The following is a 15,984-nucleotide window of genomic DNA, read 5'->3' on the forward strand; positions in this document are numbered from 1 at the left end:
AATCATCGAAAATCGACGGACGATACCGCGACGAACACCACCTTTTCCGCTGTTCAGCGCAGGAAGCCCAGGAATCGATAGTCGTGGTCCGGAACGTACCGCCGGAACGATAAGCTGTTCGTCAGGACGCTCACGCTGGAGAACGCCATCGCCCCCGCCGCGAGCGCGGGTTGCAGGAGGCCGAGCGAGGCCAGCGGGATCATCGCGGTGTTGTAGCCGAGCGCCCAGAAGAGGTTCTGCTTGATCTTCGACAGGGTGCCCGCCGAGATTTGAATCGCCTTCACCACGTCGCGCGGGTCGTCGCGCATCAGCGTCACGTCGGCCGCCTCGATGGCCACGTCCGTACCGCTTCCGATGGCGGTGCCGACGAACGCCGCCGCGAGCGCCGGGGCGTCGTTCACGCCGTCCCCGACCATCATCGCGTTTCGACCGCCGTCCTGCACGTCCTCGACGACGTCGGCCTTTTCGTCGGGGAGCACTTCGGCGCGAACGTTCGCGGGGTCGATGCCGACCTGCTCGGCGACGGCACGGGCGGTCCGTTCGTTGTCGCCGGTGAGCATGTGCACGTCCAACCCGCGCTCCCGGAGGTCGGAGACGGCTTCCTTCGCGCTTTCTTTCACCTCGTCGGCGTTGGCGACGACGCCGACGAGCGAGTCGTCAACCGCGACCAACATCGCCGTCTTCCCCTCGCGTTCGAGTCGTTCCATCGTCTCCTCGGCCGGTTCGACCTCTATTCCGGCGTTGCGCAGAAGCTTTCGGTTCCCAACGAGGACGTTTCCGTGACTCGTCTCGGCACGAATCCCGTGGCCGGGGACGTTCTCGAACGAACTCGGGTCTTCGAGTTCGACGTCACGTTCCTCCGCACCCGCCACGATGGCCTGTGCGAGTGGGTGTTCGCTCCCGCGTTCCGCGCTGGCCGCCGCGGAGAGGACGAACGCCTCGGTCCTCGATTCGGCGGCACTCCCCGCCGAATCGGCTACCTGTGCCCCGCCGTCTGCCATCGTCGCCCCGTCCCCGTCTTCGCTCGGAATCGCTATCACGTCTGTCAGGCGCATCTCTCCTTTCGTCAGCGTCCCCGTCTTGTCGAAGACGACCGTCTCGACGTCCTTCACGCGCTCCAGCACGTCGCCGCCCTTGAACAGGACGCCGGTGCGCGCGCCGATAGCGGTCCCGACCATCGTGGCCGTCGGGGTCGCCAGACCGAGCGCACACGGACAGGCGATGAGCACCGCGCTGGCGAAGACGACGACGGCGAACTCGAAGGTCGTGACGCCGCCGGTCGCGCCTGCGGCACCGGCCACGCTCGGACCGCCAGCGACCAGTCCCCAGAGCGGCAGGGCGTTCACGAACCCGGCCAGCGTTTCGGGGAAGAGGAACCAGAGGACGCCCCAGACCAGCGCGTTCGTGATGACCGCCGGGACGAAGTACGCGCTGATGCGGTCGGCGAGGTTCTGGATTTCGGGCTGGCGGGCCTGTGCCTCCTTCACCATGCCGACGATTTGTTGCAGTGCGGTCTCCTCGCCGACCTTCGTCGCGCGAACCGTCAGCACGCCGTTTTCGTTGATGGTCGCGCCGATGACCTCGTCGCCTTCGGTCTTCTCTACAGGGACGGACTCGCCCGTTACCATCGACTCGTCGGCGGCGCTTTCGCCCTCGACCACCACCCCGTCGGTCGGGATTTTCTCGCCGGGGCGCACGCGCAGGAGGTCACCCTCCTCGACTTCTTCGAGGGGGATTTCGTTCTCCTCGCCATCGTTCCCAATGACCGTCGCCGTATCGGCTTCCAGTTCGAGCAGTTCGCGGAGCGCGTCGCTGGCTTGGCCTTTCGACCGGGCTTCGAGCCAGTTGCCGAGCGTGATGAACACGAGGATGAGCACCGCGCTGTCGAAGTAGGTTCCACCCGGGATGAGCGACAGCATCACGGCGACGCTGTAGACGTAGGCCGTAGTCGAACCCAATGCGATGAGCACGTCCATGTTCGCCGTCCGGTTCTTCACGAGCGCATTGTAGGCGTTCCCGTAGAACTCCTTGCCCAGCCAGATTTGGACGGGCGTGGCGAAGACGAACTGCACCACCGCGACGTCGATTCCGAAGAGCGTCTCCCCGATCAGATCCGGGAAGAACAGGTGCTCGAACATGAAGAAGACGAGCGGTATCGCGAAAACCACCCCAAAAATCAGCAGACGAAATTGCTTTCGAATCTCGTCGTGGCGGGCGGCCTGCCGGGCGTCCTCCGCTTCTTCCTCCGCGCCCTCCTCTCGAACCGGGTCGTAGCCCGCGTCCTCCACGGCGTCGTAGAGGTCCGAGAGGCTCACCTGCGCGGGGTTGTACTGGACGCTCGCCTCGTCGGTGGCGTAGTTGACGTCGGCGTTCACCACGCCGGGCACCGATTCGAGGGCCGTCTCGTTCGTCTCCGCGCAGTTCGAACAGGACATCCCCGTGATGCCGATGGTCGTGCTCGCGCGAACTGGGTCGTATCCGGCGTCCTCGATGGCCGCGTAGATATCAGCCAGCGAGACGACCTCGGGGTCGTACTCGACGGTTCCCTCGTCCGTGGCGAAGTTGACGTTCGCCTCCCGGACGCCGTCGAGCGCGTTCAACGCCTCGCTGACCGTTCCTGAACAGTTCGCGCAACTCATTCCTCTGATTTCGAGTTGCGTTTTTTCCGTCATTGTGGCTCTTGTTCATTCATACGGGATCCGGGTTCATTCACGTTGCCGTTTAGAAAGTGGGAATTGTGGGGGTGGAAACCTTCGATAGTAATGTCGAATCGGGAATGGACACCGCCGCAGAAACTCTATCCGGAAATATCCTTTCTTGCTGTCTCCGTCTCGGCTGTTCCGTATCTTTTTACATCATATAGATTTCATTTCCCTTGATGCGTCGTGCCGTCATCGACATGTGGGGCGTCGTCCATCATTACCGATTCGAGGTATCCGGGACGAACGACGGCGAGACGATTCACCGAACCGAGACGTTCGACGTCGCTGACATCGGGACGGCGAGAATTCGCCGACCGCCGTGGTACGCGGCCGCGGTGAACGCCACGTCACGTCGTGGCAATTCGACGGCCCGATTCTCCTAGTCCCCGCCGACTTCGCTTCGCGTCGGTTGATCGATTCGCATCGAACGACGCGCCTCCCGAATGACGCGGCCGCCAAGGAAACAGAGGAGGACGCCGATGGCCGCGTCGCCCCACCGGGGAACCGGCCCGGTGGTTGCGACGAGGAACGGACGCGTCACCTGCCACAACCCGAGCAAGGCGAGGAGTATTCCCGCAGCGATGCTGACTCGTTTTTCGCGCCAGATACAGATCATCCCGTACAAAGCGAGAATCAGCACGGCCGTGCCGACGATGATGTCGTTCCAGAAGTTCGGCGCGAGCATTTCTCCGTACACCGCGAACGGCGCGACGAGCAACCAAGCGCCGAGCGGTGCCCCCGCGATGATGGTCTTATCTCCCCACATCCGTCCACCCGCACGATGTGGGGGTGAATAAGTGAGACGGCCGCGAAAGCAAATGAACTTTCAATAACGCAAGTACAGATGGTTTATCTGTGGGCATCGTGTACATCCGCTCGATGAACGAAACGGAGACCCTCTCGGAATCCCACACGGTCATGAGCGAAATCCTGATGCCGAACGATACGAACAACCTCGGGCGGGCGCTCGGCGGGTCGGTACTCCACTGGATGGACATCTGCGCCGCGATTTCGTCCCGCCGATTCTCACGGCGGCAGGTCGTGACGGCGTCGATGGATCACGTCGATTTCCTCGGCCCCATCGACCTCGGGGACATCGTGACCGTGGAAGGGTACGTGTTCGAAACCGGGAAGACGAGCATGGACGTCGTCGTCACGGTCCGCGCCGAACGGCCAAGTCGGAACGAGAAGCGGGACACCGCGACGTCGTTTTTCACCATGGTCGCGCTCGACGAGGACGAGCGACCGGCGTCGGTCCCGGACCTCGACTGCCCGACCGACGACCAGAAAACCCTGCGCGACGACGCGCTTCGTCGCCGCGAAAAGCGCCGAACGTCGCTTAGCGCGCCCCAATAAGAACAGCAGCTACCAGTCGAGTGATCCGCCGCTCTGATACTCGGTGACCTGCGTCTCGAAGAAGTTCTTCTCCTTGTTCAGATCCACCTGTTCGGACATCCACGGGAACGGGTTGTCGGTGCCGTACTGTTCCGGGAGGTCCAACTGTCCGAGCCTACGGTCGGCGACGTGTTCGACGTACTCGGCGAACTGCTCGGCGCTCATGCCGAGGATTTCGTCGGGGCACGCCTCGTAGGCGTAAATCTTCTCCAATTCGACGGCCTCGATGATGAGTTCGGTCACCTCGTCGCCGAACTCGTCGGTCCACACGCCGGGGTTCTCGGCCCGAATCTCGTTGATGAGGTCCACGCCGAAGCCGACGTGGAGCGACTCGTCGCGCATGATGTACTCGAACTGTTGGCCGATGCCGACCATCTTGTTCTGGCGTTTCAGCCCGAGCATCATGGCGAACCCAGCGTAGAAGAAGACGCCTTCCATGATGACGTAGAAGCCGACCAGGTCGCGCAGGAATTCGCGGACGTCGTCTTCGGTGTCGATGGTGAAATCCGGGCGGTTGATGGCCCGCGTCAGGTCCACCACGAACTCGTCTTTCTCCTCGATGGAGGGAACCCGCTCGTACATCCCGTACAGGTAGTCCGGGTCGAAGCCGAGCGAGTCACAGCAGTAGATGAACGTGTCCGTGTGAATCGCCTCCTCGTACGCCTGTCGGAGGAGATACTGACGGCACTCGGGCGCGGTCACGTACTCGTACAGCGCGAGGACGATGTTGTTCGCGGTGAGCGATTCGGCCGTCGAGAAGAAGCCGAGGTTCCACTCCACGAGTTGGCGCTCGGCATCCGAGAGGGCGTTTCCGTTCCACTGGGAGATGTCGTCCTGCATCGGAATCTCCTCGGGAACCCAGTTGTTGTTGACGCCCGCTTGGTAGTAGTCGCGAGCCCAGTCGTAGTCCAGCGGGAGTATCCTGTTCGGGTCGTGTTCGGCGTCGTTGTTGATGAGTGGCATGGATGGGTTGAAATGGTGTTCGTGTGGTCGATTACTGACAGGCGTCGCACGTCGGATCTTCGACGGTACAGAGGTCCTTCCCGTCCGTTTCGTCCGCCGGTTGTCCGCCGTCGGTTTCGGCTTCGTCGGCTCCGAACTCGTCCCGGTGCTGGCTCTTGCCGTACTCGGCCATGTCGAGCGTGGATTTCTCGATGCCCGACGCGCCGAGCGTCCGCAGGTAGTAGGTCGTCTTCAGGCCCAACCTCCACGCGGTCTTGTACACGTCGTCGAGGAGCGTACCGTCCGTGGACGGGAAGAAGACGTTGTGCGAGACCGATTGGTCGATCCACGTCTGCCGGTGGGCGGTCAGTTCGAGTTGGTGACGTGGGTCGATCTCGAACGCGCCGCGATACAGTTCCTTCAGGTCGTCCGGAACGGCGTCTATCTCCTGAATCGAACCGTCGTGATACTTGATCCGGTCCACCATCTCCTCGTCCCACTCGCCGATTTCCTGCAGGTCGTCAACGAGGTGGTCGTTGATGACAGTGAACTCGCCGGACATGTTCGATTTCACGTAGAGGTTCGAGTACTGCGGTTCGATGGACGGCGTGGTTCCGTTGATGGTCGAAACCGTGGCCGTCGGCGCGATGGCCATCGTGTTCGAATTTCTCATTCCGTGCTCTTCGACGTGTTCGCGGACGACGTACCAGTCGAGGGTCTCCTCGCGATTGGTCGGAATCTCCCTCCCTCGTTCCGCTTCGAGCGAATCGACGGTGTCCTGCGGGAGCAGGCCTCGGTCCCACTTCGAACCGTCGTAGGACGGGTAGGGTTCCCGCTCGGCGGCGAGTTTCGAGGAGTTCAGGATGGCGTGGTAGGAGACGAACTCCTGCCAGCGGTTCGCGGCCTCGATACCCTCTTCGGAGTCCATCGGGATTCCGAGTTCCATCAGCGCGTCGTGGAATCCCATCGTTCCGAGTCCGACCGGCCGGTGTCGCATGTTCGACTCCTCGGCCTCGTCGGTGGGGTAGAAACAGAGGTCAACGACGTTGTCCAACATCCGCATGGCGGTCTCGATGGTGTCAGCGAGGTGTTCGCGATCGAGCCTCGCGGTCGACTCCGACCGCTCGGTCTCCGCGGAACGCTGTTCCGCGCTCTCGCCATCCGAAACGTGCGTAACGAAGTTCACGCTGCCGAGGTTGCAGACGGCGTGTTCGTCCTCGCTCGTGTTCAGCGTGATTTCGGTGCAGAGGTTCGAGGAGTGAACCGTCCCGACGTGGTCCTGCGGCGAGCGGACGTTACACGGGTCCTTGAACGTCAGCCACGGGTGGCCCGTCTCGAACAATCGTGTGAGGGTTTTGCGCCACAGTTCCTCGGCATCGACGCGCTCGTACTGCCGGAACTCGCCCTCGTCCGCCATCGCTTCGTACTCCAGATATTTCTCCTCGAAGGCGGCACCGGACAGGTCGTGGAGGTCGGGGACCTCGTCGGGGCTGAACAGCGTCCATTTCTCCCCCTGTTCGATGCGCTTCATGAACAGGTCCGGAATCCACGCCGCCGTGTTCATATCCGGCGTGCGTCGGCGCTCGTCGCCCGTGTTCCGTTTCAGGTCGATGAACGCGGGGAAGTCCAGATGCCAACAGGCGAGGTAGCCACAGGCCGCCCCGCGCCGCTTTCCGGAGCGGTTTATCGCCGCCGTCACGTCGTTGCTGATGCGGAGGAACGGCACGACGCCGGTGGATTCCACGCCCGTCGATTCGATGAGCGCGCCGCCCGCGCGGAGGTTGGTCCAGTCGTTGCCGAGGCCGCCGCTCCACTTCGAAAGCTGTGCGTGGCCTTTGTACGACTCGAAGATGTGTTCGAGGTCGTCCGAGACCGTCGTCAGGTAACACGACGACAGTTGCGGGTGGGTCGTCCCGCTGTGGAACAGCGTCGGCGTCGATGGGGTGAACTCCAGTTTCGAGAGGACGTCGTAGAACTCCTCGGCCCGGCGCTGCGGTTCGTCCTCTTCGACCGCCAATCCCATCGCGACGCGCATCCAGAACGCCTGCGGCAGTTCGAGGTGCTCGCCGTTCTCCTCGGTTTTGAGGAAGTACCGCTGAATCAGCGTGTCCATCGCCATGTGCTCGAACCGCTCGTCGCGGCTCAGTTCGAGGTAGTCGGCCAGCGATTCGAGGTCGAAGGTTTCTGTCAGTCGCGGATCCAGACGGCCGATTTCGACGCCGCGTTCGAGGTTGTCGATGAACGTCGAGCGGTACTCCTTGTCCAGTTCGTACCCTTCCAAATCCTCGCCGATAACCTCGCGGTAGTACCGTTGGCGCGCCGCGGCCGCGGCGATTCTCTTGAACGTCGGGTCGCGTTCGACGCGCGCGGAGAGCGCGTCGACGACGGCTTGATACAGTTCGTCGGTGCTCGCGCCGTCGTAGGAGTTCCGCTCGATTTCGGTGACGATGTCGTCCCAGTCGTCCGCCGAAAGTATCGTTTCGTGGCCCGTTCGTGCTCGGTCCAGAATCGACCGAGCGTCCGTCGTCGTCGCTGTTGATTGGTGGCTCATAAATCGTTGACTCGTTTTACTTGTCGGTCGGATGAGGAGGGTCGTCGTCCAGTTCCGCGTCGAGAACCGCGTCGAGTTCGCGGAGGAACTCCTCCGGTTCGGAGAACGCCTTGTACACGGAGACGAACCGGATGTACGCGACCTGGTCCAGTTCGCGCAGGCGCTCGGAGACGAGGTCACCGACGAGGCTGGACGAGACGATGCGCGTGTCCCGGTTCTGGAGGTCGGACTCCACTTCCTGGACCAGACTCGTCACCGCTTCCTCGCTCACGTGGCGTTTTTCGACGGCTCGATCGATCCCCGCACGGAGCTTCCGGCGGTTGTACGACTCGATGTTCCCGTCGCGTTTCTTCACCTGGAGGGAGTCCCATTCCGGACGCTCGTACGTCGTGAATCGAAACGAGCACCGTTGGCACTCGCGCCGCCGTCGTACCGACGTTCCGTCGGCGCTCGTGGTGTCGATGACTCGCGTCCGTTCGTTCCCGCAATCCGGGCAGTTCATGGTTGTCACTCCTTGCACCTCCTGTTGCTTAAGCCCACATATGGGGTCTCGCTTCTTCCAACCGCTATATGTGGTGTCCAGTCACTACGGCATAAACGTTTCCCAATCGAGTTTCAATAATACAAATCAACTTGATTTGTGTTCGGCACGGCAATGCGTACTCCGATGGACGGCCCTTCCACTACGAGTCCAAACCACCGAAAAACTGTCCACCCGCCCGTTCGTAGGTATCGTCCGCTCAGTCCATCTCGTGGATCTTCTCGCCACGGTTGAGTCGTTCGGCGATTCGGAACGTCTGTTCGCCCGCCCGCCGCGTCGGCGTGTGCGCCGAGAGGTAACGAGCGGTCCCGATGAGGTGAATCCGCGCCCTTCGTTCGCTCTTCTCGGTTCCTTCGCCCGCGAGCGTGTCGTACTGGTCGAACGCCGCCTCGACGTTCTGCCTGGTGTGGAACCCGACGTCCTCTCTCAGGAGCGCCTCGCCGAGTTTCCGTTTCAGCAGGTCCGTGTCTCCGTCGGCTTCGAGATACTCCGCCGTCAGCCTTCCTGCTCTGTCCACTTCCGCATTGGACTCCACCTCGAAGGTTTCCATCAGTTCGTCCAGCACGGTGTCGGGCAAGCGGTTTCCGTCCGGTTCCGGAATCGGCGTCGGCGGCGTGTTGAGGAACCTGTCGAGGTAGACGCTCATCGCCGCGTCGAAGACGCCGCGATAGGCTTCCGACGCGTCCGTCCGCCCCGCGAGTCCGTACACCGCGTTCGCGTAGGTGTAGGTGTGGTGGACGGTGTTCCAGTCGCGGAACTCGTTCGACGTTCCGAACTGGGCGACGCGTCGCGCGGCGGCGAACGTCACGACTTGCGCGAGTTCCGCCGCCGTCGCGCCGTCCTCGATTGCGCCCGTGACCGCGTCCATGATGGCGTGCGGGTCCTCGCCGAGGAGAATTTCGACGAAGTCGTCGGGTTCCGTCCACGTCTCTCCCTTCCCCGCTTCGAGCAACTCCGGCAGTTCGTCGGCGGCGTCGAAACACAATTCCGCCACGTCGATGGGTTGCCGCCACGAGGAGTTTTCCTCCGCCCGGTTCGCCGACGCTAGCCCCGGAACGAGGCTGGGGAGCACGTCGTCCGCGTGCTCCCACCCGACGTGGTCCAGCGTCTCGAACGCCTTGTTGATGAAGTCCAGTCGGTGACCGGTATCGAGGTAGAGGTGGTCGGTGACGGCGGCGACGAGCATTCCCGCGATTTTCGACTCATCCAGTCCTTCGCCGATTGCGGCCCTGAGTACGCGTTCCGCTCCGTCCGAGTCCCGCACCTCGATGTTATCGCGGAACCACTCGGTCAGTCGCTCTGCCGAAATGTCCTCGGTTGAAAGCGACTCCTGAACGAAGAACGGCGGTTCGCCCGAACACTCGTCGGCGACTTCGGTCAGTCCGACGTAGAGCGCCCGCCGACGGTCCTCCGCCCGCACGTCGTCCAACAGGTTCGCCATCACGCCGAGCGTCGTCAACCCCCGTCCCCATCCGGCCTGTCGATAGTGGGTGCCGAACTCCGCCCCGAGTTCCACCGGGACGGTGGACGGGACGCCTTCGGACTCCAACCCGATGACGGCTTTGGCGACCACGAGGTCGATGTTCTCCTGCAATCCGTGTTCGAGACGGTTGCGCCAGTGCTCCTCGGGCGGTTCCGTCCGCGGCGGGTTCGGTTGGACGTACACCTCGCCATCCCGGACCTTGACGGGGTAGGTCTGCACGTCGTCGGCGAACGGATCGAAGGTATCGCCACAGGACATCTCGAATCGCGCGTGATGCCAGTGGCAGGTCAGGACGCCGTCGTCCACCGATCCTTTCGTCAGTGGGAAACCCATGTGGGGGCAGCGGTTATCTATCGCGTAGAACTCGTCCTCGTGGAAAAATAGCCCGATGGAGTGGCCGTTCGCCTGTACGATCTGCGGGGTGTCCTCTCGGAGTTCGTCCGCGTCAGCGACTCGGACGAACGAACCTTTCGTTGCCATGGTTGGTATATTGTCACATGGCATCAAAACCCTTCCCTGAAACGGATTTATGTAACCGTCCCGTCAGTCGGCCACGCCCTCCTGCAGGCGTTCGTACCGCTCGGCGAACTGGGACTTACACGACGAACAGCAGAAGTGATACAGTTCGTCCTCGATGCGCGTCGATTCGCCCTCGTTCGTGACGGTGTTGCCACATTCCACGCAGTCGGGGGCGAACTCGATGGTTCCCGGTTGCGGGTTCCACTCCTCGTCCACGAGTAACTGGACGTCGTAATCGCGGACGGCGTCGCCTTCGACGGCGTCCGAGAGCAGCGTTTCGACCGCCCGTTCGTGGAGGTTCGCCTTACAAACGACGTGCGAGTCGGCGGTGACGAAGATGTGTTCGACCCCGTCGAACGACCCGAGCGACCCCTTGATGGCATCGACGTGGCCCGGTTTGGCGTTGATCGTGATGAGCAGCGCGAGTCCGTCGATGAGGATTCCCTGATCCAAATCCGTGGTGAATCGGCGGATGATTCCGATCTCTTGGAGGCGGTCCACGCGGTCGGAGACCGTCGGCGGGGAGAGACCGACCGTGTCGGCGATTTCGTTGTAAGGGCGGCGTGCGTCCTCTACGAGCAACCGGATGATCTCCCGGTCAGTGTCGTCGAGTTGTCGCATAATGCTGATATTCGTGTTATAGGTGGAAAACAGTTTTTATCATCACGAATCTCTGCCGGTGACTTCGAATATATATTCGGGTGAATACAAAATTTCACTTGTTTAAAAAATGAATTATCTGTTCTATCTGGCATTCGTCCGGCATCTATTCGACGTCAGTTCGGTATCGAACGGAAACGGCGGCTATCCCCCCTTACCTCTTTCCGTTGGCTACCTTCGGATTTTTCCCGCAATCGCAAAAAGTAAGCGGTGAGTATACTGGTGTATGGTCGAAACCATCGACGTTGACGGAATGAGTTGTGGCGGTTGTGAACAGAATGTCGTCGAAGCGCTCGAAGACGTCTCGGGTGTCTCCGACGCCAACGCCGACCACGAGGCCGGGACTGCGACCGTCGAGGGCGACGCGAACACTGACGATCTCGTCGCCGCGGTTCAGGACGCTGGCTACGACGCCTCGGCCTGAAGAGTCGAAACGCTTAGACGCTATCCGGCCAATTTCGAGCCATGAGCGACCTGTTGGTTCGTGCCGCGCGCGGCGAACGTACCGAACGCCCGCCGGTCTGGTTGATGCGGCAGGCCGGACGATACATCCCGGAGTACCGCGACATCCGAAGCGACTACTCCTTCAAAGAGGCCATCAAGACGCCCGAAGTGGCCGAACGAATCACCCTTCTGCCGTGGGAGTTGTTCGAACCGGACGGTCTCGTCATGTTTTCGGACATCCTCACCGTCCTCGAACCCCTCGGCTTCGAGTACCACATCGAGAGCGGCGTCGGTCCGGTCGTCTCGAACCCCGTCGTCAGTCCGGACGACGTTCCGACGGCGTTCACCGACGTCGCCACCGAAATCGACTACGTCGGGAAACTGCTCACCAGACTCCAGAACAGCATCGGCGATCAAACGAGCATCATCGGTTTCTCCGGTGGGCCGTACACGCTCGCCTCGTACGTCGTCGGCGACGAACCCACGTCGCGGAAACCGATCCGTCGGTTCCGGACGAACCACCCCGAAGCGTTCCGCGACCTCCTCGAAATCTTCACCGACGCGGTGGTGGAGTACGTCAAGTACCAACAAGCACAGGGTGCTGACGTGATACAGGTGTTCGACACGTGGTCGGGCGTGTTGACTCCCGACGACTACCGGGAGTTCGTCCTGCCGCTCCACCAACGCATTTTCGACGCCATCGACGTGCCCTCCATCGTCTTCGCGCGCCACCCCGGCGGCAAACTCGACCTGCTCGCCGAATCGGGCGCGGACGTGGTCGGCCTCGACTGGACCATCGACATGGCCGACGCCCGCGAACAGTTGGGCGACACGCCCGTTCAGGGCAACCTCGACCCGTCCTACTTGCTCGGCAGTCCGGAGTTCGTCAAGGAGAAGACACACAAGGTCATCGAGAAGGCGGGCGACTCGGGCCACATCCTCAACCTCGGCCACGGCATCGACCGGACGACGCCGGTCGAAAACGCGCAGGCGTTCGTCGAGGCGGCGAAAGAAGTCGAACGATAGGAAATTTTATTTCTATCTGACGACACGACCCTGTATGTCCCTCCGATTGGTGGCCCGCAAGGATTTTCTCGATTTTGCTCGGAAAAAGTCGTTCTGGGCCGTTTCGGTCGTCCTCGCCCTGCTCGTCGTTCTGTGGTCGTACTTCTACACGATTCGCTCCTACAGCACCGGAACCGCGGTGGACGTAGTGCAGTACGTTTACCCCGCGGCACAGGTGCTCGTTCCCCTGATCGGACTGTTCGTCGGGTACAGCGCGATCGCCGCCGAACGCGAGTCGGGAACGATGAAACTCCTGCTCGGGTTGCCACACTCCTGACGGGACGTGTTCGACGGCAAGTTCATCTCCCGCTGCGGTGTCGCCCTCATCCCCTCGTTGGCGAGTTTCCTCCTCGCCGTCGTCTTCATCGTCTCGCAGTTCGGCCGGTTTTCGCTCGGACCGTACGCGCTGTTCACGGCGGCGACGGTTCTCCTCGGTGCCGTGTACGTTGCAATCGGCGTCGGACTGTCGGGACTGGCGAAATCGAACCGCTGCGCCGGAATCCTCGCGGTCGGCGCGTTCGCCCTCTTTCAGTTGTTCTGGGGCATGCTGGTCAATATCGTCGCGTACCTCAAAACGGGTTCTTCGATGATGGTCGCCCCCTATCCGGCGTGGACCTACCTCGTGAAATGGCTGAGTCCGTCCGGTGCCTACGAAGGACTGCTTCATCTGTCCTTGCTCCCGCCCCTCCGAATCGCCTCGGGCGGCCAATCCCCGGCGTATCTCTCCCCGTGGCTATTCCTCGTCGTCCTGCTCGTCTGGGGAATCGTCCCGCTCGCGGTCGGTTACTGGCGGTTCGAAAATGCCGAACTGGACTGATTACTCCGCCAACTGTCCCGCCAACGCCTTCGCCTCCCGAATTCGACTCGGGACGCCCATCCTCGCGGTGTAGTTCGTGGCGAGGTGGACTCCGTCCGGCGTTTCGAATTCATCCAGCGCGTCCCACGATTCGTCGTAGGCCGGGAATCCCCGGTGGAGTTTGTGAACGCTCAGCACCTCGGCGTCGCTTCCCATCACGTCGGCAAACTCCGTCGCTGCAATTTCGCCGAGCGTCCCGTCGCTCTCTTCGAGCAGTCCCGGGTTCTTCATCCCGCCGAGGAAGACGGTGTACACTCCACTTTCACCGTTTTCCGCCTTCCCGGTCCGTCCGAACATGCTCGCGTTCCACGAGACGCCGAGCGTATCGAGTCCTTCGTCGTGGCGCACTTGATAGCCGAAGCCGTCCCGGTCGGAATCGGCCCGGAGGTGCACGAACGCGAGCGGGTTGTAGTTCAGCCTTCGGAGCGATTCTGCCGTGTCGGTGAGATTCGACAGGAGGTCGGCGCTCACCTCGGCGGGCGTGGTGACGACCACGTCGTCCACGTCGAACGACCCGTCGTCGGTTTCGAGGACGAATCCCTCTCCCTGCTCCCGAATTTCGGTGACTGGGGTTTCCAGATGGACGTTCTCCTCGTGGGCGTCGTAGAGCGCCTCCGGAAGCCGTTGGACGCCCTCCTCGAAGGTCATCGCGGGGGCGGAACTGCCGTCGGCCATCGCGCGTTTGAGGACGGGCGTCAGCAGGTCGCCGTACGTCTCCTCCATTCGCATGACGCCGGAGAGCGAATGCTTGACCGGCATTCGATGGGGGAGTGAGCCGTACGTCCCACCGAAAAGCGGGCCGATGAGGTTCTCGTACGCTTCCTCGCCGAACTTCCGCGTGAACATCTCCGCGGCGGTTTCCTCGGGGTCCACCGGATCGGTTTGTGGCTCCTCCAGCACGTCCAGTTTGCCGCGCCAGGACAGCAGGTCGGTGGTGCCGAACTCCTCGATGGAGAACGGCGCACGACGGAGCGCGCCGTTCGCGTAGACGAACAGTTTCGTGTCCCCGGCTTCGATGACTTCGTCTTCTAGACCGAGGTCGGCGATGAGTTCGTCCACCGGTCCCGTGCGTCGCAGACGCTGTGGTCCCCACTCCAGCAGGTAGCCGTCGACGCGGCCGCTCCGAATCACGCCGCCCGGTTCGTCGTCGGCCTCGAGGACGACGTAGTCGATTCCCGCCTCGTCGAGGTTGTGGGCGAGCGCGAGGCCGGTGATGCCCGCGCCGACGATTCCGACCGTCATTCGTCGAGGGGGGCGTTGAGACACATCGTTCCCGGCGTGTCCTTACACTGACACTGGCGGAACTGGTAGTACGACGGGTCGAATCCGGCGACGAACGGTTCCACGAGGTCGGCGAGAACGTCGGAAAATCGCTCGTCGTCGTGCGGAACCGGCACGCGGTAGAAGTCGAGACCCGCTTCTTCGGCCTCCTCGTGGAGTTCGTCGTCCAGTTCGGACAGCGTCTCGCTCTGTTCGTGCATGAAGCTGATGGGGTCCACGACCACGCGCTCCGTATCGAGGTCGGCGACGACCTCCTCGACTTCGGGTTCCGTCCACGGAATCTCGCGGTTACCGTGGTTCTGGAAGCCGAGCGCATACGATTCGAGGCCGAGTTCGCTCGCCATCACGTCGCAGAACTCGTTCACGTACACGTCGTAGCGACTGCCCTCGTCCAGATAGTGGCTCGGCGTTCCGTGTGCCGAAAAAAGCAGTTCGGTGTCGTCGTCGGTCAGGTCGAGGTCTTCCTCGTCGGCGTACTCGCGGATGTTCTCCGCGCGGATCCGGTTGTACGTCGGGTGTCTGTGCCACCCCGTCACCTCGTGGACCGGCACGTCCCAGCCTTGCTCTTCTACCGCGTTCGTGAGCTCTTCGAGCGAGGCGACGGTGGTCGAGGCTCCACAGAGCGGGTAGGCGGGAAGCCCGATGAGTTCGTCGACACCGTCCTCGCGGGCCTGCTCGACTGCGTCCCCGATGTACGGTTCGGTGAACTGGAACCCGACGTAAGTCGTCGCGTCGAATCCCCGTTCGTCGAGTTCAGCCTCCAGCGCGTCGGCTTGCGCTTTCGCCTGCGGGTCGAGCGGCGATCCGCCGATCTCCTCGTACTCCTCGATGAGTCCGGGGGCACGTCGCTCGGCCAACTGCCGGGACCGTTGGCGCGCTTCCTCCTCGGTGGTATCACCTTCGAGGTCGGCGTTGTTCATGAAGATGCGCTCGAGATAGCCGAGCACGTTCTCCCGCGTCGGTTCGTCCGGCTCGCCGAAATTGAGTACCACGACGCCAGTCGTCATAGTCGATGTTCGGGGCGGATACGCCGAATAGTTGTCGTTTGCCGCGTCGTCGAGGATTTTATCACGGGTCAGACGACGTCCAGTTTGGAAAACGAATCGCTCTCGAAATGGAACTGTATCTCACGAACGATTCCCAGTTGATGGCCCTCAGAGAGTTCCTTTCGGCTAGAGCCACTCGGCGGCCCACAGTTCTAGCTCCTCGAAGATCGGACAGAGCGAGCGACCTTTCTCGTTGAGGCTGTAATAGGTCGCTATCGGCGCGTCTTCCTCGGTACGGCGACTGACGAAACCCATCTCGCCGAGGTCGTCCAACACGCGCGAGAGCGTCCGCGAACTCGCACCCGTCGAGCGTTTGAGTTCGTTGAAGCGCTTCTCGCCGTCCTGTAGATCGTGGAGGACGACCAATCGCCATTGGGACCCGATTTGCTCGACCGATTTTACGACCGGGCAGACGTCAAGAGATTCCGAAGACATTCGTGTTCTCGTTGCACCCAACTCCGCGAAGGTATATATCGGTTCGTATTCCAACCACGTAACA

General features: G+C 62.1%; 14 protein-coding genes and 1 pseudogene. 5 read left to right on the top strand and 10 right to left on the bottom strand.

What is annotated here, in order from left to right; translation table 11 throughout:
- Positions 1 to 53 precede the first annotated feature (53 nt).
- Positions 54 to 2,672 (bottom strand): heavy metal translocating P-type ATPase, encoded by a 2,619-nt coding sequence (locus tag NKF26_RS15810; protein WP_253234563.1) that lies wholly within the window; start codon positions 2,670 to 2,672, stop codon positions 54 to 56.
- 206 nt (positions 2,673 to 2,878) lie between these two features.
- On the opposite strand from NKF26_RS15810, the gene NKF26_RS15815 reads away from it, so the two are divergent.
- Positions 2,879 to 3,085, top strand: coding sequence for a hypothetical protein (locus tag NKF26_RS15815; protein ID WP_253228415.1), 207 nt, complete (start codon positions 2,879 to 2,881; stop codon positions 3,083 to 3,085).
- On the opposite strand, the gene NKF26_RS15820 is transcribed toward NKF26_RS15815, so the two are convergent.
- Complete coding sequence (locus NKF26_RS15820; RefSeq protein WP_253228416.1) at positions 3,082 to 3,468, bottom strand: hypothetical protein; 387 nt, start codon at positions 3,466 to 3,468, stop codon at positions 3,082 to 3,084. The two genes, NKF26_RS15815 and NKF26_RS15820, sit on opposite strands and share 4 nt — an antisense overlap.
- A gap of 113 nt (positions 3,469 to 3,581) precedes the next feature.
- Between NKF26_RS15820 and NKF26_RS15825 the strand changes: the two genes are divergently transcribed.
- Positions 3,582 to 4,058 (top strand): acyl-CoA thioesterase, encoded by a 477-nt coding sequence (locus NKF26_RS15825; RefSeq protein ID WP_253228417.1) that lies wholly within the window; start codon positions 3,582 to 3,584, stop codon positions 4,056 to 4,058.
- 9 nt (positions 4,059 to 4,067) lie between these two features.
- Here the strand turns inward: NKF26_RS15825 and NKF26_RS15830 are convergent, their stop codons facing one another.
- The 5 genes from NKF26_RS15830 to NKF26_RS15850 form a co-directional block, all read right to left on the bottom strand.
- Positions 4,068 to 5,060 carry a ribonucleotide-diphosphate reductase subunit beta gene (locus NKF26_RS15830; protein ID WP_253228418.1) on the bottom strand — a complete coding sequence of 331 codons (993 nt, stop codon included), beginning with the start codon at positions 5,058 to 5,060 and terminating at the stop codon, positions 4,068 to 4,070.
- A 31-nt stretch (positions 5,061 to 5,091) separates the two neighbouring features.
- Positions 5,092 to 7,590 (bottom strand): ribonucleoside-diphosphate reductase subunit alpha, encoded by a 2,499-nt coding sequence (locus tag NKF26_RS15835; RefSeq protein ID WP_253234564.1) that lies wholly within the window; start codon positions 7,588 to 7,590, stop codon positions 5,092 to 5,094.
- Positions 7,591 to 7,606: 16 nt separating this feature from the next.
- Positions 7,607 to 8,092: a transcriptional regulator NrdR gene (gene nrdR, locus NKF26_RS15840; protein ID WP_253228420.1), complete on the bottom strand. Its 486-nt coding sequence runs from the start codon at positions 8,090 to 8,092 to the stop codon at positions 7,607 to 7,609.
- A 238-nt stretch (positions 8,093 to 8,330) separates the two neighbouring features.
- The gene (locus tag NKF26_RS15845) at positions 8,331 to 10,094 is read right to left on the bottom strand and encodes a Rieske 2Fe-2S domain-containing protein (RefSeq protein WP_253234565.1); all 1,764 of its coding nucleotides are present in this window, start codon (positions 10,092 to 10,094) and stop codon (positions 8,331 to 8,333) included.
- A 63-nt stretch (positions 10,095 to 10,157) separates the two neighbouring features.
- Positions 10,158 to 10,754 (bottom strand): AsnC family transcriptional regulator, encoded by a 597-nt coding sequence (locus tag NKF26_RS15850; protein WP_253228422.1) that lies wholly within the window; start codon positions 10,752 to 10,754, stop codon positions 10,158 to 10,160.
- Between the two features lie 265 nt (positions 10,755 to 11,019).
- On the opposite strand from NKF26_RS15850, the gene NKF26_RS15855 reads away from it, so the two are divergent.
- The 3 genes and pseudogenes from NKF26_RS15855 to NKF26_RS15865 all read left to right on the top strand — a co-directional run bounded on the left by NKF26_RS15855 (position 11,020) and on the right by NKF26_RS15865 (position 13,119).
- The gene (locus NKF26_RS15855; RefSeq protein WP_253228423.1) at positions 11,020 to 11,217 is read left to right on the top strand and encodes a heavy-metal-associated domain-containing protein; all 198 of its coding nucleotides are present in this window, start codon (positions 11,020 to 11,022) and stop codon (positions 11,215 to 11,217) included.
- A 41-nt stretch (positions 11,218 to 11,258) separates the two neighbouring features.
- Positions 11,259 to 12,263, top strand: a complete 1,005-nt coding sequence (gene hemE / locus NKF26_RS15860; RefSeq protein ID WP_253234566.1) for a uroporphyrinogen decarboxylase — start codon at positions 11,259 to 11,261, stop codon at positions 12,261 to 12,263.
- Positions 12,264 to 12,297: 34 nt separating this feature from the next.
- A pseudogene (locus tag NKF26_RS15865) lies at positions 12,298 to 13,119 on the top strand (ABC transporter permease subunit).
- Here the strand turns inward: NKF26_RS15865 and hemG are convergent.
- The 3 genes from hemG to NKF26_RS15880 form a co-directional block, all read right to left on the bottom strand.
- The gene (gene hemG / locus NKF26_RS15870; RefSeq protein WP_253234567.1) at positions 13,120 to 14,400 is read right to left on the bottom strand and encodes a protoporphyrinogen oxidase; all 1,281 of its coding nucleotides are present in this window, start codon (positions 14,398 to 14,400) and stop codon (positions 13,120 to 13,122) included.
- Positions 14,397 to 15,446 carry a ferrochelatase gene (gene hemH, locus NKF26_RS15875; protein ID WP_253228427.1) on the bottom strand — a complete coding sequence of 350 codons (1,050 nt, stop codon included), beginning with the start codon at positions 15,444 to 15,446 and terminating at the stop codon, positions 14,397 to 14,399. Before hemH ends, hemG begins: the two co-directional genes overlap by 4 nt.
- A 165-nt stretch (positions 15,447 to 15,611) precedes the next feature.
- Entirely contained in the window at positions 15,612 to 15,920 is a 309-nt protein-coding gene (locus NKF26_RS15880) for a helix-turn-helix domain-containing protein (protein ID WP_253228428.1), read from the bottom strand.
- Between the last annotated feature and the right edge of the window lie 64 nt (positions 15,921 to 15,984).

This window comes from Haladaptatus sp. AB618 (genome assembly GCF_024136965.1).
In the GTDB taxonomy this organism is placed as follows: Archaea; Halobacteriota; Halobacteria; order Halobacteriales; family Haladaptataceae; genus Haladaptatus.